Here is a 21,028-nt window from a genome sequence, read left to right as displayed (position 1 = left end):
GGTGGTGCCGCGACCTCACCGGAAGGAGGTGACCGTTAGATGGACTATCCCCCACGTCGTGACGATCCGCGCGGCGCGCTGGTTCGGCCGTACGCGGTCACCCGCGGCCGTACCGAACCTCGCCAGGACATCGCCCTCGAGGCGGTGCTCACGGCGACTCCGGCGGCGGTTGCGGAGTCCCGGTTCGCCGGGCATGACAAGCACCGCATCGCGACTGTCTGCGAGGGAAGAGCGCAGTCGCTGGCGGAGATCGCCGCGTACACCCGGCTACCGCTCGGTGTCGCACGGGTGCTGGTCGCCGACATGGTGGCGGACAGCTTGCTGACGCTGCACAGTGCTGCTCCCGCGGAAGCGTACGAGGAGCGGATGGAACTGCTTGAGAGGGTGCTAAGTGGACTTCGCAGGCTATGACCCCGTCGGGGCACGCCGCAACCGGGGGATCACCTCCGCGAAGATTGTGGTTGCGGGCGGCTTCGGTGTGGGCAAGACGACGCTCGTCGGCGCGGTCTCGGAGATCACTCCGCTGACCACCGAGGCGGTGATGACAGCGGCCGGCGTCGGCATCGACGATCCGTCGAAGGTGCCGGGCAAGGAGACCACCACGGTCGCCATGGACTTCGGCCGTATCACCATGGCCCAGGACCTGATCCTCTACCTGTTCGGGACACCGGGTCAGACCCGGTTCTGGTTCATGTGGGACGAGATCATCCGTGGCGCGGTGGGTGCCGCGGTGCTGGTCGACACCCGGCGGATCACCGACGCCTTCGCGCCGCTCGACTACTTCGAGAACCGGAAGCTGCCGTACGTGGTGGCGTTGAACCGTTTCGACGGCGCGCCCCAGTACGCGCCGGAGGAGGTGCGGGAGGCCCTGGCCATCGCCCCGCACGTACCGCTGGTGATGACCGACGCCCGGCACCGGGAATCGGTCAAGCAGGTGCTGGTCACGGTGGTGGAGCACGCCATGGCGACCCTTCAGGCGCAACACGGCCGGGGCTTCCCCACCCCGGTCGGCTGATCCTCTCCGCCCCGGTGACCAGCGCCGGGGCGGAGCGTCCTCTCGGTACGGCTCGGCACCTGGTTCCCGTCGCGCGCAGGCGCGTCGCGAACCCGGTTGCCGAGTGCGGCGGGCGCCAGGGTGGGCCTCCGCTGGCGATCCTCCACGCCCACGGCTCCCGGATCTTGGCACAGTTCTGCCATTGGGGGGTCACTTTCCCATGTCTTTCCCGCGAAGCGATCCGTCGATGATGTATAGGCGTTCTTCGCTGAGTAAAGCGGCCGACTCCGCCGCTCAGTCGACCGGTAGTCGGTAGCCTCGTTTCACCACGGTCTGCACCACTCCCGGCGTACGCAGGGCTGCCCGGAGCCGGGCGACGGCCATTTCCACCGCGTGTTCGTCGGCGCCTCGGGGGAGGGTGCGCAGCAGGTCGGCGCGGGAGAGCACCCGGCCCGGGGTGGCGGCCAGGGCCCGCAGCACCGCCATCGGGGCCGGCGCCAGGGGGCGCAGCTCACCGTCGAGCATCGCGGCGTGGCCGCGCAGGGTGAGCAGGTGGTCGGCGACCTTGACGTGCACCGCCCGACGGGGAAGCTCGTCCACGATGCTGCGGACCAGGGCGCCGAGTCGGGCCCGGGTCGGGGCGAGCACCGGTACGCCGTGCCGGCGCAGTGGCGCGGCGGTCACCGGACCGACACAGGCGGCCATGACGTCCGACCGGAGCGCCTCCAGGACGGCGTCGCCGCTGTTGCCGGCGGCGCGCAGCAGGGCGCCGGCGGCCGGTGCGGAGGTGAAGGTGACCGCGTCCACCAACCGGCTGGTGATCAGGTCGACCAGCCGGTGCAGCGGGGCCGGGTCGGTCGGCGGAGCCCAGCGGTAGACCGGCACCTCGATCACGGTGGCTCCGGCGTCCTCCAGGGCGCTGGTGCACTCGGGTTGCCGCTCCCCGTGCAGTTGCATGGCGATCACCCGACCCGAGACGCCTCGTCGGCACAGGTGGTCGATCACCTCGTCGCAGCTCTCCGAGAGCGGCGACCACTCGTCGTGCAGACCGGCGGCCCGGATCGCACCACGTGCCTTCGGCCCCCGGGCCACGATGTACGCCTCCGAGAGCACCGAACGCAACGGCTCGGCGAGCCCCCAGCCCTCGGCCGCCTCCAGCCAGCCGCGCATGCCGATGCCGGTGTTCGCCATCACCACGTCGGGCGGGTTGTCGAGGCAGGCGCGGGTGGCCGCACGGAGTTCGGAGTCGTCGGCCAGCGGCACGATCCGCAGCGCGGGGGCGAGCACCACCCTGGCCCCCCGTCGTTCGAGCAGGGCGGCGAGTTCGTCACGTCGCCGGTCGGCGGTCACGCCGATGGTGTAACCGGCCAGCTCGTCGGACATCAGTTCTCCCGCCGGGTGCCGACCTCGACGACGTTGTCCCGGCAGCGGATGCGGTACGTGGGCAGGGCCACCCCGGGTTCGTCGAGGCACTCGCCGGTACGCAGGTCGTACACCTGCTTGTGCAGTGGGGACGCGACCGTGGGGGTGGTGCCCCGGCTGCCGACGATGCCACGCGACATGACGTACGCGCCGCCGATCGGGTCGAGGTTGCCGATCGCGAAGAGCTGCCCGTCGTGGGTCCGGAAGACGGCCACCTGCTCGTCGCCGACGAGTGCGGCGACGCCCCGCTCCGGCTCCACCCTCGGGTACGGGCAGACCGCCGTCCACTCCCGCGTACCGCCGTGGTCCTCACTCATCGCAGCACCCCATCGCTCGTGGTCGGCAGGCCCGTGCCACCGGTTGTCGGCAGGCCGAGCACCACCGGCTGACGTCTGGTGGTGGAGGGGACGGGCTGGCCCCGTTCCACCTCGAAGCTGATCGAGGGGTCGGGTGTGTTCGGCGCGTTGACGAAGGAGGTGAACCGACGCAGTCGCTCCGGGTCGTCGAGGGTCGCCCGCCACTCGTCGGCATAGTCGGCCACGTGCCGGGCCATCGCGGCGTCGAGTTCCGCGCAGAGCCCGAGGCTGTCGTCGACGATGACCGACCGGAGGTGCTCCAGGCCCCCGTCCATCGCCTCCAGCCAACCGGCCGTGCGTTGCAACCGGTCGGCGGTGCGGATGTAGAACATCAGGTACCGGTCGAGGTGGCGGACCAGTTCCTCGGTGGTGAGGTCGGTGGCGAAGAGTTCCGCGTGCCGGGGCCGGAAACCGCCGTTGCCGCCGAGGTAGAGGTTCCAGCCCTGGTCGGTGGCGATGATGCCGAAGTCCTTGCTGCGCGCCTCGGCGCACTCGCGGGCGCAACCGGAGACCGCGGACTTGAGCTTGTGTGGTGCGCGCAGCCCCCGGTAACGCAGTTCGAGGGCGATCGCCAGCCCGACCGAGTCCTGTACGCCGTACCGGCACCAGGTGGAGCCGACGCAGGACTTCACCGTACGCAGCGCCTTGCCGTACGCGTGGCCGGACTCGAAGCCGGCATCGACCAGTCGCCGCCAGATTCGGGGGAGCTGCTCGACCCGGGCGCCGAACAGGTCGATCCGCTGCCCGCCGGTGATTTTCGTGTAGAGGTTGAAGTCCCGCGCCACCTCGCCGATCACGATCAGCTTCTCCGGGGTGATCTCGCCGCCGGGGATCCGGGGCACCACCGAATAGGTTCCGTCGCGCTGGATGTTGGCCAGGAAGTGGTCGTTGGTGTCCTGGAGTGCGGCCTGCTCCCCGTCGAGCACGTAACCGCTGCCGAGCGAGGCGAGGATCGAGGCGACCACCGGTTTGCAGATGTCGCAACCACGTCCTCGGCCGTGTTCGGCGACGAGTTGGGAGAAGGTCCGGATGCCACGGACCCGGACCAGGTCGAAGAGTTCCTGTCGGCTCTGGTCGAAGTGTTCGCAGAGCGCCTTGGACATTCGTACGCCGGAGACGGCGAGCAACTGCTTGAGCATCGGTACGCAGGATCCGCAGCTCGTACCGGCGCGGGTGCACGCCTTCAGCCCTGGTACGTCGGCACAGCCGTCGTCGATGGCGGCCACGATCTGGTCCTTCGTCACCGCGTTGCAGGAGCAGACCTGCGCGCCACCGGGTAGGGCGCCGATGCCGACTCCCGCGCCACCACTGTCGCCGGCCGGGGCGAGCAGTGCCAGCGGGGGACCGGGCAGCGGACCACCGACACTGGCCCGCAGCGTCGGGTAGGCGGAGGCGTCACCGACCAGCACCCCGCCGAGCAGGGTCCGGGCGTCGTCGGAGAGGACGAGCTTGGCGTAGCTGCGGGTGGCTGGGTCGGTCCAGGTGACGTCGAGGCTGCCGGGGGTGGCGCCGTGCGCGTCACCGAACGACGCCACGTCCACCCCGAGCAGCTTCAGCTTGGTGGCGGTGTCCGCACCGGGGAAGGTGGCCGTGCCGCCGAGCAGTTGGTCGGCGACCACCTCGGCCATCGCGTACCCGGGGGCGACCAGGCCGTAGCAGACGCCGTCGACCGAGGCGCATTCGCCGATCGCCCAGATGCGATCGTCGGTGCTGCGGCAGTTCTGGTCCACCTGGACGCCGCCGCGCACACCGAGGGAGAGCCCGGCGTCGCGGGCCAGTTCGTCGCGGGGCCGGATACCGGCGGCGACCACCACCAGGTCGGTGGCGACCGTCTCGCCGGAACTCAGCACCAGTTCGCCGACGCCGCCGTCGGGGCCGGGTCGGATCGCGGTGGTGGCGGTGCCGAGGTGTAGTGCGACCCCGAGGTCGTCGACGTAGCGGCGGAGCATGGCACCGCCGGCCTCGTCGACCTGCACCGGCATCAGCCGGGGCGCGAACTCCACCAGGTGGGTGTCGAGCCCGAGCAGTCGCAGCGCGTTCACCGCCTCCAGCCCGAGCAGGCCGCCGCCGATCACCGTGCCGACCCGTCGGCCACGGGCGTGGTCGCGGATCGCGTCCAGGTCGTCCAGGGTGCGGTAGACGAAGACCCCGCGCCGCAGCCCGCCGGCCCCGTCGGGCCCGGTGGCGCCGTCGATCGGCGGCACGAACGGGTACGACCCGGTCGCCAGCACCAGGGCGTCGTACGGGTACTCGCCCGCGACGGTGCGTACCACCCGCCGTTCCCGGTCGATCTCGCGTACCGGTTCGCCGAGCCGTTGGTCCACCCCCTCGTCCGGGGTGTGCAGGCTGAGTTCCTCGGCGCTGACCCCGTCCAGGTAGGCCGAGAGCCGGACCCGGTCGTACGCCGGCCGGCTCTCCTCCGCGAGCACGGTGACCTGCCACCGCGCGCGGCTGTCGCGGGCTCGTAGCGCCTCGACGAAGCGCTGGCCGACCATTCCGTTGCCGACGACGACGAGTCTGTTGCCGTTCACCCTGTCACCTCCGCGGAGTCGACCGTGGACAACCAGTTGACGATTCCCTCGACCGCGTCCCGGCAGCTTCCGCAGCCGGTGGTGGCCCGGGTCGCGGCGACCACCTCGGTCACCGTGCGGGCACCCGCCCGCCAGCACCGGACCAGTGCTCCCTTGGGCACGGTGTTGCACTGGCAGACGGTGGCCGCGTCCGGCATCAGCGCCGGGGATTCGACCGGGGTGGCGGATTGGCCGCCGAGTGCCCGGCCGAGCAGCAGCGCCCGGCGGTCGCTCGGCACCGGTGTGCCCCGGTCGAAGAGCTGGATGACGGTGCCGACGGCCGGGTTGTCGCCGAGCATGATCGCCCCGGTCAGTCGTTCGTGGACGATCCGGAGCCGGGCGTAAGTGCCCCGGGCCGGGTCGGTGAAGCTCAGTTCCTCCACCGCCGGTTCGGCCGCGTCGGTGGGGGTCAGGTCCCCCATCGCGGCGAGGTCGATGCCGGCCGCCTTGAGCCGGGTGACCGGTGCCTGCGGCCGGTACCGGGCCTGCGGGTCGTCGCCGGTCAGCACCTGGGCCAGCACCCGGGCCTGCGCCCAGGCGGGGGAGACCAGCCCGGTGAGCTGTCCCTCGTGCTGGGCGCAGTCGCCGATCGCCGAGATGCGAGGGTCGCTGGTGCGCAGCCGGTCGTCGACCACGATGCCGCGTTCCACCGCCAGGCCGGCGGCCCGCGCCAGTCCGGTCTCCGGCCGTACGCCGCAGGCGAGCACCAGCAGGTCGGCGGTGAGCCGCTGTCCGGTGGCGAGGGTGAGGGTGACCTGGTCGGGTTCGGCGCCGACCGCGGTCGCGGTGGTGTCGAGGTGACTGGTGACGCCGAGCCCGGCGAGGGTCTGGGCCAGCACGGCGCCGGCGGCCGGGTCGAGTTGGCGTTCCATCAGGTGCCCGACCGGGTGCACCACCCGTACGTCGAGGCCCCGGGCGGCGAGGCCACGGGCGGCTTCGAGGCCGAGCAGGCCGCCGCCGAGGACCAGCGCGGTCCGCGCGCCGGTGGCGGCGTCGAGGATCCGCCGGCAGTCGTCCAGGGTACGGAAGGTGACCACCCGTCGCGGCAGTCGTTCCGGGTCGGGTGCGGTCTGCCGGTCGGGTACGAGTCCGGGCAGCGGCGGCACCAGGGCCCGGCTGCCGGTGGCGAGTACGAGGTGGTCGTACTCGATGATCTCCTGCCGGTCGGTGGTGACTGTCGTGGCGGCCGGGTCGACGGCGGTGACCGTGACCCCGGGCCGGATGTCCACTCCGTGTCCGGCGGCTTCGGTGAGTTCCACCTGCGTCTCGTCGATCTTGCCGGCGAGCAGGTTCGACAGCATGATCCGGTTGTACGCCCGGTGCGGTTCGGCCCCGAGCACCATGATCTTCCGGTCCCCGTCCCGGGCCCGCAGTTCGCTCGCCAGCCGGGAACCGGCCATGCCGTAGCCCACGATCACCACCCGGCCGGTCATGCCCGCTCCACCCGTACCGCGCAGATCTTGAACTCGGGCATCCTGGACGTCGGGTCGAGCGCGTCGTTGGTCAGCGAGTTGGCCCTGGCCACCCCGGCCCAGTGGAAGGGGGCGAAGACGGTGTCGACCCGGATCGTGTCGCTGAGCCGGGCCGGTGCCCGCATCTCACCCCGGCGGCTGCTGATCCGTACCTCGTCGCCGTCGACCACGCCGAGCCGGTGGGCCAGGTCCGGGTGGAGTTCGAGGAAGGCGTTCGGTGCGGCGGTCCGCAGCGGCGCCACCCGGCGGGTCTGCGCGCCGGACTGGTACTGGGCGAGCACCCGCCCGGTGGTCAGGTAGAGCGGGTAGTCCGGGCAGACCTCCTCGGCGGCCGGTCGGTGCTCCACCGGCACGAACCGGGCCCGCCCGTCCACCGTGGGGAAGGTCGTGGTGAACAGTCGCGGGGTGTCCGGGCGGAACGGTGCCGGACAGGGCCAGAAGATGCCGTTCTCGGCGTCGATCCGCTCCCACGTCACCCCCGCGTAGTCGGCGATCCCGCCGGCCGACGCCCGCCGCAGTTCGTCGAAGACCAGCCGCGGATCGTCCGGAAACGTCGGCCCGCTCGCGTCGGCGTCGGCCATGCCCGGGCCGGTGACGCCGAGCCGGCGGGCCAGTTCGGCGATGACGGCCAGGTCGGTGCGGACACCGGGAGGTGGCGGGCGCAGTGCCCGCCGCCGGAGCACCCTGCCCTCCAGGTTGGTCATCGTGCCGTCCTCCTCCGCCCACTGCGCGGTCGGCAGCACCACGTCGGCCATCGCCGCCGTCTCGGAGAGGACGAAGTCCGCGACCACCAGCAGGTCCAGATCGGACAGACGACGCTGGATCCGACCCGCCCGGGGTGCGGAGACGACCGGGTTCGAGCCGAAGACCAGCAGCGCCCGGGGGCCGTCCGGCGAGCCGATCGAGTCGAGCAGTTCGTACGCGGACAGACCGGGACCGGGCAGGTCGTCCGGGCGTACGCCCCAGACACCGGCGACGTGCGCGCGGGCCGCCGGGTCGTCGATCCGCCGGTAGCCGGGGAGCTGGTCGGCCTTCTGCCCGTGTTCGCGTCCGCCCTGGCCGTTGCCCTGTCCGGTCAGGCAGCCGTAACCGGAGCCGGGCCGGCCGGGCAGCCCGAGGGCGAGTGCGAGGTTGATGAAGGCGGTGACCGTGTCGACACCCTTGGTGTGCTGCTCGGCGCCACGGGCGGTCAGGATGATGGCCGTACCGGCGGTGCCCAGCGCCCGCGCCGCCGCCTCCAGGTCCGCTACCGGTACGCCGGAGAGTCGCTCGACCTGCGCCGGCCAGTAGCCCGCGACACTTCGGCGTACGGCGTCGAAGCCGGTGGTCCGGTCCTCGACGTACTCCCGGTCGGCCCAGCCTTCGGCGAGCGCGATGTGCAGCAGGGCGTTGGCCACCGCCAGGTCGGTTCCGGGCATTGGTTGCAGGTGCAGGGTGGCCTGCCGTGCCGTGGCGGTGGCCCGTGGGTCGATCACGATCAGGGTGCCGCCGCGTTGCTTCTGTTCGACCAGGTAGCGCACCAGCGGTGGCATGGTCTCGGCCACGTTCGCCCCGACCAGCAACAGGGTGTCGGCGCGGGCCAGGTCGGCCAGGGGGAACGGTAGTCCCCGGTCGACGCCGAAGGCCCGGTTCCCGGCGGCGGCGGCCGAGGACATGCAGAACCGTCCGTTGTAGTCGATCTGACGGGTACGGAGCGCCACCCGGGCGAACTTGCCCAGCGCGTACGCCTTCTCGTTGGTCAGTCCGCCACCGCCGAAGACAGCGATGCTGTCCCGGCCGTGCGCCGCCTGGAGCGCGGTGACACCGTCGGTCACCCGGTCCAGTGCCTCGTCCCAACTCGCCGGTCGCAGTTTCCCGGTGTGCCGGTCGCGGACGAGCGGGGTGGTCAGTCGGTCGGGGTGGTCGAGCAGTTCGGCGGCGGTCCAGCCCTTCTGGCAGAGCCCGCCCCGGTTGGTGGGGAACTGTCGGGGCCGGACCTCGACTCGTTCGGGTGTGGCGCGCAGCGTCATCCCGCATTGCAGCGCGCAGTACGGGCAGTGCGTGTCGACCTCTGCTGCCGAGGTGGGGGGTGTCGTACCGGGCCGTGGCGCATCGGCGTGCGTCTCGCTCCGCGCAGGGTCCGTCATGTCGGAAGCGTGGATGGGGGTGGTTTCGCCGCCGGGTCACCTTTGTTTCGTGCCTGCTAAGAGGCGCTCACAGTACGTGGGGGCATAGGGTTACCCGCCGGGGTCTATAATCTGGGAAAGTCGTCTCACATCCCGGGAGTCATGGATGAGTGTGGTGCAACTGTTCGAGGCCGCCGCCGGCACCTATGACCAGGCGCGACGACGGCTCGTGCCGTGCTTCGACGACTTCTACGGCACAACGGTCGAGGTGGCCTCGCCAACACTGCGGGCGGCACTGGCCGACGGCCGTACCCCCGAGGTGCTCGACCTGGGCGCCGGCACCGGGCTGCTCTCGTCCCTGATCGGCGCGGCCGTACCCGGTGCCCGGCTGACCCTGCTCGACGCGGCGCCCGCGATGCTCGCGGTGGCTGCCGGACACCTCACCGCCCAGGGGGTGCCGCACCGGATCGAGGTGGCCGACCTGGCCGCGCCGCTACCTGCGGGACGCTACGACGCGGTGGTCTCCGCGCTCGCCATCCACCACCTCGACGACGACGGCAAACGCGCCCTCTATCAGCGGATAGCCGAGGTGCTCCGGCCCGGCGGCGTCTTCGTCAACGCCGAACAGGTAGCCGGCCCCACCCCTGAACTCGACCGGCGGTACCAGCGGGTGTGGCTGGACCAGATCACCGCACTCGGCTCGGACGAGGCGGAGATCGAGGCCGCCCAGCAACGGATGTCGTACGACCGCCCGGCTCCGGTCGCCGCCCAGTGCGACTGGCTCGGGGCGGCGGGTCTCGTCGACGTCGACTGCTACTTCAAGGCATGGCGCTTCGCCGTCTTCGGCGGACGGCGACCCGAGAACTGAACCCGACCCGCGCCTGACCTTCGTGGCGAACTTCTCACCGGGGCGCGCCGACGATGGTGCGGGGAAGGTTGCGGCGCGGACTCATCGCACGAACGGCTCGGAAATCGACCGTCCCTAGTTTCGTCTCGTCACCGAACGAGGGGAGCCGGCCGTGAGCAGAGCCGCGAGCACCGCAGATGCCGCCGAGGTCCCGCCGGTCATGCCAGTCGTGCCGGCTCCGGCGAGGCCGGATCCGTTGCCGGGCGGTACGGGTCTGGCCGCTGGCGGCCGACGGCACCGGATCGACGACTGGCGTCCGGAGGACCCGACCTTCTGGCGGACCACCGGTGCCGCCGTCGCCCGCCGGAACCTGATCTTCTCGGTCCTCTCCGAGCACATCGGCTTCTCGGTCTGGAGCCTCTGGTCGGTGCTGGTGCTCTTCCTCGGCCCCGAGTACGGCATCGACCCGGCCGGGAAATTCCTGCTCACGGCCGTACCGACGGCACTCGGGGCGGCGCTGCGGCTGCCGTACACCTTCGCCGTGGGAGTCTTCGGGGGACGGAACTGGACCGTGATCAGCGCGGCCCTGCTGCTCCTGCCGACCATCCCGATGGCGATCCTGATCGAACCGGGCGTCTCCTACCAGACGCTGATGATCCTCGCCTGCCTCGCCGGCGTCGGCGGCGGCAACTTCGCCTCGTCGATGGCGAACATCAACCAGTTCTACCCGGACCGGCACAAGGGCTGGGCGCTTGGCCTCAACGCGGGTGGCGGCAACCTAGGCGTACCGGCGGTGCAACTGGTCGGCCTGCTGGTGCTGGCAACGGCGGGCGCGGCGTACCCCCGGTTGGTCCCGGCGGTCTACCTGCCTCTGATCGTGCTGGCCGCGCTGCTCGCCGCGCGCCACATGGACAACCTCTCGCCGGCGGCAACGGCACGTGGCGGGGTGCCCGGGGTGCCGGGCGAGCGGGGGGCGATGCGGGAGGTGGCCCGGGACCCGCACACCTGGATCATGTCCTTCCTCTACATCGGGACATTCGGCTCGTTCATCGGGTTCGGGTTTGCTTTCGGACAGGTGCTCCAGGTGCAGTTCGGTGACCGGTTCGCCACCCCGCTGGACGCCGCGTACCTCACCTTCCTCGGGCCGCTGGTGGGATCGCTGATCCGACCGTTCGGCGGCTACCTCGCCGACCGGCTGGGCGGGGCCCGGGTCACCTGCTGGAACTTCGTCGCGATGGCGGTCGGCGCCAGCGTGGTGCTGTACGCCTCGGGCCGGGGTTCGCTGCCGCTCTACCTGGTGGGGTTCACCGCGCTCTTCGTCTTCTCCGGGATCGGCAACGGGTCGACGTACAAGATGATCCCGGCGATCTTCCGTGCCCGGATCCGGAACGCGGCCGGTGCCGATCCGGCGGCGGGTGAGGACCCGGTGCGGCGGGCGGCGCGGCTGGCGGGGGCGTTGATCGGGATCGCCGGGGCGGTCGGGGCCTTCGGGGGAGTGCTGGTCAACATCGCCTTCCGGCAGTCGTTCCTGGCGTACCGGTCGGCGGACGCCGCCTACCTCAGCTTCATCTGCTGTTACGCGCTCTGCGTCCTGGTGACCTGGGCGGTCTACCTCCGTCCGTCACCGCGCCGCCTGCCGGGCGTCTGAACGCGCCGACCGGGTGGCGGTGACGGGCGGGCGAGACGGGTGTGATTGGCTTAGGGGGCGCGATCAGCTGTGGCTTTTGATCGAGTGGCCGGCTTGCTGCCTGGCCCGGGCCGACGGGCGGGGCGGGTGACCAGCGGCGACCCGAGCCCCCGTTTTGACCGCGTGCGGGCCGGAAGAGTAACATCGCCTGCTGTTGTGTGACAGCCGAGGGCGTGCCCCATCAGGTACGCTTGGTCGTTCGTGCGCGCCTGGTTTCCGGTGCGTGACCCCAGACCGACGACGAGACAAGGTAGACCTGTGCGTACGTACAGCCCGAAGCCGGGTGAGATCGAGCGTCAGTGGCACGTAATCGACGCCGCTGATGTCGTGCTGGGCCGTCTGGCCACCCATGCCGCCACGTTGCTGCGTGGTAAGCACAAGCCGACTTTCGCGCCGCACGTCGACACCGGTGACTTCGTCATCGTCGTGAACGCGGGCAAGGTCGCGCTGACCGGCAACAAGCGGCAGACCAAGATCGCTTACCGTCACTCCGGTTACCCGGGCGGCCTCAAGCAGGTCCGCTACGAGGAGCTGCTGGAGAAGCGCCCCGAGCAGGCCATCGAGCTGGCCGTCAAGGGCATGCTCCCGCACAACAAGCTCGGCCGGCAGCTGATCAAGAAGCTGAAGGTCTACCCCGGGGCTGAGCACCCGCACACTGCGCAGGCGCCGGTGCCGTTCGAGATCAAGCAGATCGCGCAGTGAGCGCGGACGAAGGAATCAGCATGACCGACACGTTTGAGGCTGAGGCCACCCCGGTCGCCGAGACCGTCATCGAGACCGAGGTCGAGGCCCCGGCTGCCCCGGTCGTCCGCGCCCCCCGGGGTGACCGGCCGATCCAGACCGTTGGCCGCCGCAAGGAGGCCATCGTCCGGGTTCGCATCGTCCCCGGCAGCGGCAAGATCACCTGCAACGGCCGTGAGCTTGAGGCCTACTTCCCGAGCAAGGTGCACCAGCAGCTCATCAAGGAGCCGCTGGTGACCGCCGAGAAGGCCGAGCAGTTCGACGTGATCGCGAACCTCCGCGGCGGCGGCACCACCGGCCAGGCCGGCGCGCTGCGCCTCGGCATCGCCCGTGCGCTGATCGTGAACGAGCCGGACGACCGTCCGGCGCTCAAGAAGGCCGGCTTCCTCACCCGGGACGCCCGGGTCAAGGAAAGCAAGAAGTACGGTCTCAAGAAGGCCCGTAAGGCGCCTCAGTACTCGAAGCGCTAATCAGCCTCACCCCCCTTGCACGTCTGACGGACGGCCGGGTCCGCCTCCCCCTCGCGTGGTGGCGGCCCCGGCCGTTCGCTTTTTCCAATGGTCTGCTCCCCGGAGGTACTCGCGCATGGGCCGGTTGTTCGGCACGGATGGCGTACGTGGACGTGCGAACGCCGACCTGACCCCCGAGTTGGCGCTCGCGGTCGCGGTCGCGGCGGCGCACACCCTGGCCGAGTCCGATCTTGGTCACCGGCCGCTGGCCGTGGTCGGCCGGGACACCCGGGCCAGCGGCGAGATGCTGGAGGCGGCGGTGGTGGCCGGCCTCGCCAGCGCCGGGGCGAACGTGGTCCGGGTCGGCGTACTCCCCACGCCGGCGGTCGCGTACCTGGTCAGCGAGGCCAAGGCCGACCTGGGTGTGATGCTCTCCGCCTCGCACAACCCGATGCCGGACAACGGGATCAAACTCTTCGCCGCCGGCGGACACAAGCTCCCCGACGAGGTCGAGCTGAAGATCGAGGCGGCCATCGAGCTGAACGGCTCGGCCGACTGGCACCGCCCCACCGGCGCCGACATCGGGCGGGTGCACGACCTGCTCGACGGCGCCGACCACTACATCCAGCACCTCGTCGGCAGCATCTCGCACCCGCTCGACGGGCTCAAGGTGGTGGTGGACTGCGCCAACGGCGCCGCCTCCGACCTGGCGCCGGTGGCGTACCGGGAGGCCGGTGCCGAGGTGATCGCGATCCACGCCGAGCCGGACGGGATCAACATCAACGACGACTGTGGCTCCAACCACCTGGCCGGCCTCCAGGCCGCGGTGGTCGAGCACGGGGCGGACCTCGGCATCGCGCACGACGGCGACGCCGACCGGTGCATCGCGGTCACCGCCGACGGTCAGGAGATCGACGGCGACCAGGTCATGGCCATCCTCGCGGTGGCGATGCGCGACGCTGGGACACTCACCCAGAACACCCTGGTCGCCACCGTGATGAGCAACCTCGGTCTGCGCATCGCCATGTCCCAGCAGGGCATCCGGCTGATCGAGACCAAGGTCGGCGACCGGTACGTGCTGGAGGAGTTGCGGGCCTCGGGCCTGTCCCTCGGCGGCGAGCAGAGCGGACACATCGTGCTCCCCGAGTTCGCCACCACCGGCGACGGGCTGCTCACCGCCCTCCAGCTCATGTCGCGGATGGCGCAGACCAAGCGCTCCCTCGCCGACCTGGCATCGGTGATGACGAAGCTCCCGCAGGTGCTGATCAACGTTCCGGTCGAGGACCGCACCGTGGGAGCCGGGGCGTCGTCCGTACTCGCCGCGACCGAGCAGGCCGAGGCGGAACTGGGCGAGACCGGTCGGGTGCTGCTCCGGCCGTCCGGCACCGAACCGCTGGTCCGGGTGATGGTCGAGGCGGCCACCCAGGAGGTCGCGCAGGCGGTCGCCGAGCGGATCGCGGCCGAGGTACGCCTCGCCAGCCCGGTCGCCGCCTAGCCGCGCGTCAATCGGGTTCCGGGCCGGATCAGCGGAGCGTACGGAGCCGGTTCGTCGCCTCGGTGAGCACCTCGGGGCGCTTGCAGAAGGCGAACCGGACCTGCCGACGCCCGGCGTCGACGTCGTCGTAGAAGACCTGGCTCGGGATCGCCACCACGCCGCACCGCTCGGGCAGCGTACGGCAGAACTCGATCCCGTCCCGGCCGCCGAGCGGACTGATGTCGGTGGTCACGAAGTACGTGCCCTCGGCTGCCAGCACGTCGAACCCGGCGTCGGTGAGCCCGGCGCTGAGCTGGTCGCGCCGGGCCTGGTGGGCGGCCCGGAAGTTGTCGAAGTAACTGTTCGGCAGGGCCAGCGCCACTGCGACCGCGGGTTGCAGCGGGGCGCCGTTGACGAAGGTCAGGAACTGCTTGACCCGCTGCACCGCGGAGACCAGCGCGGCGGGGCCGCTGGCCCAGCCGACCTTCCATCCGGTGCAGGAGAAGGTCTTGCCCGCCGACGAGACCCGCAGGGTCCGTTCCGCCATCCCGGGCAGCCCGGCCAGGGGGAGGTGCGGGGTCACGGAGTCGGTGTAGACGAGGTGTTCGTACACCTCGTCGGTGACCGCGTAGGTGTCGTACTCCTGGCAGAGTTCCGCGACCAGGGCCAGTTCGTCGGCGGTGAAGACCTTGCCGGTCGGGTTGTGCGGGGAGTTGAGCAGGACCAGCCGGGTGCGTGGTCCGAACGCGGCGCGCAGTTCGTCCGGGTCGAAGACGTACCGGCCGTCGGCCGCCGGGCGGAGCGTGACCGGCCGGCGGACCGCGCCGGCCAGGGCGATCGATGCGGCGTACGAGTCGTAGTACGGCTCGAAGCAGACCACCTCGTCGCCGGCTTCGCAGAGTGCGAGCAGTGAGGCGGCGACGGCCTCGGTGGCTCCGGCCGTGATCACCACCTCCCCGTCCGGGTCGTACGAGAGCCCCCAGAAACGGCGCTGATGCTCGGCGACCGCCGCGCGTAGCGGCGCGATTCCGGGCAGCGGGGGGTACTGGTTCTGCCCGGAGCGCAGTGCGTCGGCGGCGGCGGCGAGCATCTCCACCGGGCCGTCCGTGTCCGGGAAGCCTTGCCCGAGGTTGACCGCGCCGGTGCGAACCGCCAACGCCGACATCTCCGTGAAGATGGTGGTGCCGAAGGGACGCATCCGCTGCGCCAGCGGGTCGTGGGTGGTGGTCATCCGGCCAGCCTAGGACCGGCGGTCGGTTCAGTCGATGGTCAGCGCGGCGCAGGTCGCGGTCGCGTACGCCCCACTGGCCTGGTTGCTCACCACCTCCTCCCCGTCCACCGTGATCCGGCAGGTGATCTTTCCCGGCTCGGTGGTGGCCCGGATCGCGAGGACGGTCACCACCCCCGGGTCGGGCATGGCGAACTCCACCTGCCACGGCAGGGCGGTGGTGTCGACCTGGCGGGGGAAGTTCGGGTACTCCAGATAGTTGATCTGGACCGGCCCGTCTCCGCTCACCTGGTACGTCACCCGGGGACCGGAGATCTCAGTTGGCCCGGCGTCCGGCAGTTCCGAGGCGTCCGGCAGTTCCGACGCGTCCGGCAGTTCCGGGGTGGCCGGCAGTTCCGGGGTGGCCGGTGCGAGCGGCCCGCCGCCCTGCCCGTTCGGCAGCGGGGCGGACGCGGTGCGCCGGTCGTCCGCGTCGCGTTGCTGGTGGACCAGGAGGGCACCAGCCACTCCCGCACCGCCGCAGAGCAGCGCCGCGAGTACGGCGACGAGCGCGACGGGACCGGTGCGGGCGCGTCGGCGTACGGGTTCGGGCGCTCCCGGCCAGGGCGTCGGGGGAGTCGCCGGTGGGGTGGCCGGCGGTGGGGTGGCCTGGTGTTCGATCGGCGCGGGCAGGTAGGTCGGCGACGACGGTCGCGCCCAGGGCGACAGCTCGGCCGGCGGCGCCGGAGAGGCTCCGGTGGGGAAGGCTTGGGCGGCGGGGAGGTCTTCGGTGGTCGGGAGGTCTTCGGCGGTGGGGGCGGGTTCGGTGGGCGGCTGCGGTGGTGCCGGTTCGGTCATCGGCTCGCTCCAGGGGCGTCGGGTGGCGCCGGTTACGCGGCCCGCAGGGCCACTCCCACCGTCCCGGACGGACGGGCCGCCAGCAAGCAACTCGGCGACAACGAGCAATATTGGCCACACGGAGCGCCACGGGCGATACCTGGGCGAGACCGGCATCGGGGATCGTGGCCGCGCTCCGGCACCCCCCGACCGGGCCTGGCCGACTGCCGCGAGTGGCGTCCCGTTGTTCCCCCCGATTCACTTATCGCTCACAAGAGATGCTTGATAGGCGGGCTTTCGAGCACACATGCTGAGCGGAGTTCGACTAAGCTCCGGGTTATGTGTGGAATCGTGGGATACGTCGGCGCCCGCCCGGCGCTGAGCATCGTGCTGGACGGGTTGCGGCGCCTGGAGTACCGCGGCTACGACTCGGCAGGGGTGGCGATCGTCTGCGACGACGAGTTGCTGACCGAGAAGAAGGCCGGCAAGCTGGCCAATCTGGAGAAGACCCTGGCCGAGCGGATGAGCGCCGACCCGGACGGCTGCCCGACCCCGAAGCTCGGTATCGGCGACGGCACCACCGGCATCGGCCACACCCGTTGGGCCACCCACGGCGGGCCGACCGACCGTAACGCCCACCCGCACCAGTCCCGAGACGGCCGGGTCGCCGTCATCCACAACGGCATCATCGAGAACTTCGCCAAGCTCCGGGCCGAGTTGGAGGCCGACGGGGTGGAGTTCGACAGCGACACCGACACCGAGTGCGCCGCCCACCTGCTCGCCGCCGCGCTGGCCGAGTTGCGCGCCGCAGGGGAGCCGGACGGCCCGCAACTGCTCGCGGCGGCGATGCGTACGGTCAGCCAGCGGTTGGAGGGCGCGTTCACCCTGCTCGCGGTCGACGCCGCGATTCCCGGTGCCGTGGTCGGCGCGCGGCGCAACTCGCCCCTGGTGGTGGGTCGGGGCGATGGGGAGAACTACCTGGCCAGCGACGTCTCCGCGTTCATCGAGCACACCCGTGAGGCGGTCGAACTGGGTCAGGACCAGGTGGTCCTGATCACGGCGGAGAGCATCGAGATCACCGACTTCGACGGCATCCCGGCCATCGGCAAGAACTTCCACATCGACTGGGACGCCTCGGCCGCCGAGAAGGGCGGCTACGACTACTTCATGCTCAAGGAGATCGCCGAGCAGCCGCAGGCGGTCGCCGACACGCTGCTCGGCCGGCTCACCGAGGGCGGCGAGATCATGCTCGACGAGGTCCGCCTGACCGACCAGGACCTCCGGGACGTGGACAAGATCTTCATCGTCGCCTGCGGTACGGCGTACCACTCCGGACTGGTGGCGAAGTACGCGATCGAGCACTGGACCCGGATCCCCTGCGAGGTCGAACTGGCCAGCGAGTTCCGCTACCGCGACCCGGTGCTCGACCGGTCCACGCTGGTGGTGGCGATCTCACAGTCGGGCGAGACGATGGACACCCTGATGGCGCTCCGGCACGCCAAGGAGCAGAAGGCCCGGGTCCTGGCCATCTGCAACACCAACGGCTCCACCATCCCGCGTGAGTCCGACGCGGTGCTCTACACCCACAGCGGACCGGAGATCGCGGTCGCCTCCACCAAGGCGTTCCTGACCCAGTTGGTGGCGTGTTACCTGATCGGACTGCACCTGGCCCAGGTCCGTGGGGTGAAGTACGCCGACGAGGTCGGTGCGGTGGTGGCCCAGCTCCAGGAGATGCCGGGCAAGCTGCGGGACCTGCTCGCCGACATCGAGCCCGTACGTGAACTGGCCCGGGATCTGAAGTCCGCGCCGACGGTGCTCTTCATCGGACGCCACGTCGGCTACCCGGTGGCGCTGGAAGGCGCGTTGAAGCTGAAGGAACTGGCGTACATGCACGCCGAGGGTTTCGCCGCCGGTGAGCTCAAGCACGGCCCGATCGCCCTGATCGACCAGGGCACGCCAGTGGTCTGCGTGGTGCCCTCTCCAGCCGGTCGCGGCATGCTGCACGACAAGATCGTGTCGAACATCCAGGAGGTGCGGGCGCGTGGCGCCCGGACCATCGTGATCGCCGAGGAGGGCGACACCGCCGTCCTGCCCTACGCCGACCACCTGATCACGGTGCCGCGTACGCCGACCCTGCTCGCCCCGCTGGTTACCACGGTCCCGTTGCAGGTGCTCGCCTGCGAGATCGCGGCGGCCCGGGGGCACGACGTCGACCAGCCGCGAAACCTGGCCAAGTCGGTCACCGTCGAGTGAACCGGCGCTGCCGGGCCTGAACCGTCCCGGACCGGCTCCCGGCGCTCGTGCCCCCGGGGTGGGACCGCCCACGCGGACCAGCCCACCGCGGCACGGGTGCCGGGCCGGCGCCGCGACATTCAACGGGCCCGACCGTCGAGAGTGATCCGGGTAATCGCATCCAGTGCCGGGTTTCCGGCGTTCCAGTAGCCGGTGTGACCGTCCGCCCGTCCGCCGAACACCTGTGCGCCGAAGTCGGGACCGCTCGGGTCGGCGCCGAACCAGAGGTCCTCGGCCGGGCGGCCCCACGCGATCGTCGCGCCGACGCCGGGCAGGACGCCGCTGACCGCGAGGCGCCCGAGCAACTCGACCGGACTCGCGGCGTGCCGGATCACGTCGTCACCCGCGGTGCTGGCCCAGACCCGATCCGGCGGCAGGTGCAAATCGGCGGCCCGGTCCACGCCGACGCCGGGCGAGCCGATGAAGACCACCTGGTCGGCCGCGATGCCGTGATCGCGTGCCGTCGTCCCGACCACCAGCGACCCATAGCTGTGGCCGAGCACGGTCTGCTGGGCCGGCGGCCCTTCGTGGGTGGCGCGCAACCCTTCCTGGAAGCTGTGCAGGGCCGGTCCGGCGTCGTGGGCCTGACCAGGGTGGAGCGCCTGGTCGAGGAAGTCCGGCGCGTCGTAGTCGAGCCAGAGCACCACCGAGGTCCGTTCGGTCGGCGCCAGCTCCGCGCAACGGGCCGCCATCAGCTCGGCTCGGCCCAGTTCCCCGGCGATGGTGGGCAGGTCGGTGGTCATCCCCGGCACGTAGGTCAGCACGTTGTCCGCCTGGTCGGGGTTGCCGAGCGCGACGACCGCGCGCCCGTCGCCGGCCGGGTCCAGGCCGACCAGGTAGGCACGGGGACCGGTCTCGGCGACCAGGCGGTCACCGAGCACGTCGAGCCCGGCGAGCATCCGCTCGATCCGGGCCAGCTCGACCGCCACCGCAGGGGTGATCCGGCCGGTCAGCAGGGCGGAGCGTTCGGCGAGCAGCGTCGCCCGCTGGCGTTCGAGCAACAGCCGGTTCGCCTGGTCGCGATCGCCCACCGGCACCCCGTCCAGACGCCCGACCAGGGCCGGCTCGTGCCCGACCAGCCAGCGCCGCTGCGCCGGGGTGAGCCCGGCCCACCAGCCTCGCACCACCGCCGGATCGCTGCCCGGTGGCGGGGGGCCGGTCGGCGGCGCGGTGGCCCAGCCGGCACCCGCCCCGGCGGCCAGGTCAGCCAAGCGCCGGGCCGCCTCGCGGTCGGCCGTCGTCGCCAGTTCCAGCGCTGCCGCTATGCCGGCCGCGATCTCCGGTACGGCCGCCGGATCCGGTCCGCTCCGCTGCCCGGTGGCGGTCGGGTCCCGGTGGTGGGGTGTTGTCGCGGTGTCCGCCGACACGACGCCGCGTCGGTCCACCCGTACTCCTCGGCGGGCGGCGTCGCGGACGGTCGCGTCGAGCATCGCCTTGGCCGTGCTGATTCGGGCCCCGTGTTCGGTGAGGATCTGCTCGACCTCGATGAAGACCGGCCGACTGCAGACGAGTTCGGTGGCGAGCCCGTGCAGCCGCCGGTCGGCTGCCTGCCCGGCCGGACCGGCCCAGCCGGCACGCAGTCCAGCGGCGGTCCCGGTCACCTCGGTGGCCCGTCGGCCGGTCAGTCCGGCCACACCCCGCCAGGTGGCACCGGCCGCCCGCCAGGCCGCCGGATCGGCCGACCAGAGCTGTGCGTACCCGATCACGGGTTCACCGTCCCGTGCTGAGCCGGGTCGCGGCCCGGTCGTCGGCGGCGTCGTAGCCGTCGGCGGCGGCACGCAGCCCGTCGGCGGTCTGCGCGGTCCGGCTGCCGATGTCGGCGAACCACTCGTGCACGGCCGACTCCAGCATCGACAGGGCCGACGCGGCGGCCCAGCCGGGCGCCGGGACCAGCAACACCGCCCCGGCCGTGCCACCGGCCGGTCCGTGGCCCAGCCGGTATCCGGTGCCGGCGAGGCGGTCGGCCGCCCCGCGTAGCTCCCCGGTCCGCACCTGGATGAGATCGTCGTTCATGCCTGCCCCCGATCGACGTCGACGCGTCCGACGGTAGGCCGGTGTCGTCGCTGCTCGGAAGCCCTGTGGACAACCAGGCGGCTACGGGCCCGACGGTTGTCCACAGGGGTTGTCCGGCGAGAGGCCGGGAGCTAATCTGCGCGCGTCGGCGAGCCGGCTAGGGTGGGATGGTGATCGTCGCAGTCGGCATCGACGTGGTCCTCGTCGACCGGTTCACCCGTGCGCTGGCGCGTACGCCGCTTCTGGCCGACCGGTTGTTCACGGAGGCCGAGCGGTTCACCGGGTCCGGTAACCCACGCTCGCCGGAATCGCTCGCCGCCCGCTTCGCCGCGAAGGAGGCGGTGGCGAAGGCACTCGGCGCCCCTGCCGGCCTGCGCTGGCACGACTGCGAGGTGGTCGCGGACCCGGACGGCCGGCCCTGGCTGACCGTCTCCGGTACGGTCGCCGCCGTCGCCGCCGAACGCGGCGTCAACCGGTGGCACCTCTCGTTGTCGCACGACGGCGGCATCGCGTCGGCGATGGTGGTGGCGGAGCGGTAGCTTCGCCGTATCTCCGGCAGCCG

General features: G+C 71.7%; 18 protein-coding genes. 9 read left to right on the top strand and 9 right to left on the bottom strand.

Features of this window, described 5'->3' with window-relative positions; all coding sequences use genetic code 11:
* The first annotated feature begins 39 nt into the window (after positions 1 to 39).
* Together ACIBF5_RS05715 and ACIBF5_RS05710 are read left to right on the top strand one after the other, a co-directional pair.
* On the top strand, positions 40 to 411 hold the full coding sequence (locus tag ACIBF5_RS05715; protein WP_121158447.1) for a DUF742 domain-containing protein: 372 nt from the start codon (positions 40 to 42) through the stop codon (positions 409 to 411).
* Positions 392 to 1,015: an ATP/GTP-binding protein gene (locus ACIBF5_RS05710; RefSeq protein WP_121158448.1), complete on the top strand. Its 624-nt coding sequence runs from the start codon at positions 392 to 394 to the stop codon at positions 1,013 to 1,015. The genes ACIBF5_RS05715 and ACIBF5_RS05710 overlap by 20 nt, the downstream gene beginning before the upstream one ends.
* 273 nt (positions 1,016 to 1,288) lie before the next feature.
* Here the strand turns inward: ACIBF5_RS05710 and ACIBF5_RS05705 are convergent, their stop codons facing one another.
* Genes ACIBF5_RS05705 through ACIBF5_RS05685 form a run of 5 tightly spaced genes read right to left on the bottom strand, consistent with a single transcriptional unit; the run spans position 1,289 to position 8,940 of the window.
* A complete protein-coding gene (locus tag ACIBF5_RS05705; protein WP_396808491.1) occupies positions 1,289 to 2,377 on the bottom strand; it encodes a uroporphyrinogen-III synthase in 1,089 nt (362 codons plus the stop codon).
* Positions 2,377 to 2,733: a nitrite reductase small subunit NirD gene (gene nirD, locus ACIBF5_RS05700; RefSeq protein WP_396808489.1), complete on the bottom strand. Its 357-nt coding sequence runs from the start codon at positions 2,731 to 2,733 to the stop codon at positions 2,377 to 2,379. The genes ACIBF5_RS05705 and nirD overlap by 1 nt, the downstream gene beginning before the upstream one ends.
* Entirely contained in the window at positions 2,730 to 5,303 is a 2,574-nt protein-coding gene (gene nirB, locus ACIBF5_RS05695; RefSeq protein WP_396808487.1) for a nitrite reductase large subunit NirB, read from the bottom strand. Before nirB ends, nirD begins: the two co-directional genes overlap by 4 nt.
* Complete coding sequence (locus ACIBF5_RS05690) at positions 5,300 to 6,775, bottom strand: FAD-dependent oxidoreductase (protein WP_396808485.1); 1,476 nt, start codon at positions 6,773 to 6,775, stop codon at positions 5,300 to 5,302. Before ACIBF5_RS05690 ends, nirB begins: the two co-directional genes overlap by 4 nt.
* The gene (locus tag ACIBF5_RS05685) at positions 6,772 to 8,940 is read right to left on the bottom strand and encodes a molybdopterin oxidoreductase family protein (RefSeq protein WP_396808483.1); all 2,169 of its coding nucleotides are present in this window, start codon (positions 8,938 to 8,940) and stop codon (positions 6,772 to 6,774) included. Before ACIBF5_RS05685 ends, ACIBF5_RS05690 begins: the two co-directional genes overlap by 4 nt.
* A gap of 145 nt (positions 8,941 to 9,085) precedes the next feature.
* On the opposite strand from ACIBF5_RS05685, the gene ACIBF5_RS05680 reads away from it, so the two are divergent.
* The 5 genes from ACIBF5_RS05680 to glmM all read left to right on the top strand — a co-directional run bounded on the left by ACIBF5_RS05680 (position 9,086) and on the right by glmM (position 14,138).
* Entirely contained in the window at positions 9,086 to 9,787 is a 702-nt protein-coding gene (locus ACIBF5_RS05680) for a class I SAM-dependent methyltransferase (RefSeq protein WP_396808481.1), read from the top strand.
* A gap of 199 nt (positions 9,788 to 9,986) precedes the next feature.
* On the top strand, positions 9,987 to 11,414 hold the full coding sequence (locus ACIBF5_RS05675; protein ID WP_396808834.1) for a nitrate/nitrite transporter: 1,428 nt from the start codon (positions 9,987 to 9,989) through the stop codon (positions 11,412 to 11,414).
* Positions 11,415 to 11,711: 297 nt separating this feature from the next.
* A complete protein-coding gene (gene rplM, locus ACIBF5_RS05670; protein ID WP_396808479.1) occupies positions 11,712 to 12,155 on the top strand; it encodes a 50S ribosomal protein L13 in 444 nt (147 codons plus the stop codon).
* Positions 12,156 to 12,175: 20 nt separating this feature from the next.
* Positions 12,176 to 12,664, top strand: coding sequence for a 30S ribosomal protein S9 (rpsI, locus tag ACIBF5_RS05665; protein WP_396808477.1), 489 nt, complete (start codon positions 12,176 to 12,178; stop codon positions 12,662 to 12,664).
* A 115-nt stretch (positions 12,665 to 12,779) separates the two neighbouring features.
* Positions 12,780 to 14,138 carry a phosphoglucosamine mutase gene (gene glmM / locus ACIBF5_RS05660; RefSeq protein ID WP_396808475.1) on the top strand — a complete coding sequence of 453 codons (1,359 nt, stop codon included), beginning with the start codon at positions 12,780 to 12,782 and terminating at the stop codon, positions 14,136 to 14,138.
* A gap of 28 nt (positions 14,139 to 14,166) precedes the next feature.
* On the opposite strand, the gene ACIBF5_RS05655 is transcribed toward glmM, so the two are convergent.
* Both ACIBF5_RS05655 and ACIBF5_RS05650 read right to left on the bottom strand, forming a co-directional pair.
* Entirely contained in the window at positions 14,167 to 15,348 is a 1,182-nt protein-coding gene (locus ACIBF5_RS05655; RefSeq protein ID WP_396808473.1) for a pyridoxal phosphate-dependent aminotransferase, read from the bottom strand.
* Between the two features lie 27 nt (positions 15,349 to 15,375).
* Positions 15,376 to 16,182: an MmpS family transport accessory protein gene (locus ACIBF5_RS05650; RefSeq protein WP_396808471.1), complete on the bottom strand. Its 807-nt coding sequence runs from the start codon at positions 16,180 to 16,182 to the stop codon at positions 15,376 to 15,378.
* Positions 16,183 to 16,500: 318 nt separating this feature from the next.
* Here ACIBF5_RS05650 and glmS point away from each other — a divergent pair, with 318 nt between their 5' ends.
* Positions 16,501 to 18,414 carry a glutamine--fructose-6-phosphate transaminase (isomerizing) gene (gene glmS, locus ACIBF5_RS05645; RefSeq protein WP_396808469.1) on the top strand — a complete coding sequence of 638 codons (1,914 nt, stop codon included), beginning with the start codon at positions 16,501 to 16,503 and terminating at the stop codon, positions 18,412 to 18,414.
* Between the two features lie 119 nt (positions 18,415 to 18,533).
* On the opposite strand, the gene ACIBF5_RS05640 is transcribed toward glmS, so the two are convergent.
* Together ACIBF5_RS05640 and ACIBF5_RS05635 are read right to left on the bottom strand one after the other, a co-directional pair.
* Positions 18,534 to 20,159: an alpha/beta hydrolase gene (locus ACIBF5_RS05640; RefSeq protein WP_396808467.1), complete on the bottom strand. Its 1,626-nt coding sequence runs from the start codon at positions 20,157 to 20,159 to the stop codon at positions 18,534 to 18,536.
* Between the two features lie 4 nt (positions 20,160 to 20,163).
* Positions 20,164 to 20,466 carry a hypothetical protein gene (locus ACIBF5_RS05635; protein WP_396808465.1) on the bottom strand — a complete coding sequence of 101 codons (303 nt, stop codon included), beginning with the start codon at positions 20,464 to 20,466 and terminating at the stop codon, positions 20,164 to 20,166.
* Between the two features lie 170 nt (positions 20,467 to 20,636).
* On the opposite strand from ACIBF5_RS05635, the gene ACIBF5_RS05630 reads away from it, so the two are divergent.
* Entirely contained in the window at positions 20,637 to 21,005 is a 369-nt protein-coding gene (locus tag ACIBF5_RS05630) for a holo-ACP synthase (RefSeq protein ID WP_396808463.1), read from the top strand.
* Positions 21,006 to 21,028 lie beyond the last annotated feature (23 nt).

It is taken from the genome of Micromonospora sp. NPDC050417 (genome assembly GCF_044458865.1).
Lineage (GTDB): Bacteria > Actinomycetota > Actinomycetes > Mycobacteriales > Micromonosporaceae > Micromonospora_G.
The sequence above is the reverse complement of the archived record's forward strand: the minus strand, read 5'-3'. Positions and strand labels throughout refer to the sequence as shown.

What these genes read in the sequence shown, in the direction of transcription:
- ACIBF5_RS05715 (WP_121158447.1), top strand. Translation starts at nt 40, where the DNA reads ATGGACTATCCCCCACGTCGTGACGATCCGCGCGGCGCGCTGGTTCGG.
- ACIBF5_RS05705 (WP_396808491.1), bottom strand. Translation starts at nt 2,377, where the DNA reads ATGTCCGACGAGCTGGCCGGTTACACCATCGGCGTGACCGCCGACCGG.
- nirD (WP_396808489.1), bottom strand. Translation starts at nt 2,733, where the DNA reads ATGAGTGAGGACCACGGCGGTACGCGGGAGTGGACGGCGGTCTGCCCG.
- ACIBF5_RS05690 (WP_396808485.1), bottom strand. Translation starts at nt 6,775, where the DNA reads ATGACCGGCCGGGTGGTGATCGTGGGCTACGGCATGGCCGGTTCCCGG.
- ACIBF5_RS05685 (WP_396808483.1), bottom strand. Translation starts at nt 8,940, where the DNA reads ATGACGGACCCTGCGCGGAGCGAGACGCACGCCGATGCGCCACGGCCC.
- ACIBF5_RS05680 (WP_396808481.1), top strand. Translation starts at nt 9,086, where the DNA reads ATGAGTGTGGTGCAACTGTTCGAGGCCGCCGCCGGCACCTATGACCAG.
- ACIBF5_RS05675 (WP_396808834.1), top strand. Translation starts at nt 9,987, where the DNA reads ATGCCAGTCGTGCCGGCTCCGGCGAGGCCGGATCCGTTGCCGGGCGGT.
- rpsI (WP_396808477.1), top strand. Translation starts at nt 12,176, where the DNA reads ATGACCGACACGTTTGAGGCTGAGGCCACCCCGGTCGCCGAGACCGTC.
- glmM (WP_396808475.1), top strand. Translation starts at nt 12,780, where the DNA reads ATGGGCCGGTTGTTCGGCACGGATGGCGTACGTGGACGTGCGAACGCC.
- ACIBF5_RS05655 (WP_396808473.1), bottom strand. Translation starts at nt 15,348, where the DNA reads ATGACCACCACCCACGACCCGCTGGCGCAGCGGATGCGTCCCTTCGGC.
- ACIBF5_RS05650 (WP_396808471.1), bottom strand. Translation starts at nt 16,182, where the DNA reads ATGACCGAACCGGCACCACCGCAGCCGCCCACCGAACCCGCCCCCACC.
- glmS (WP_396808469.1), top strand. Translation starts at nt 16,501, where the DNA reads ATGTGTGGAATCGTGGGATACGTCGGCGCCCGCCCGGCGCTGAGCATC.
- ACIBF5_RS05635 (WP_396808465.1), bottom strand. Translation starts at nt 20,466, where the DNA reads ATGAACGACGATCTCATCCAGGTGCGGACCGGGGAGCTACGCGGGGCG.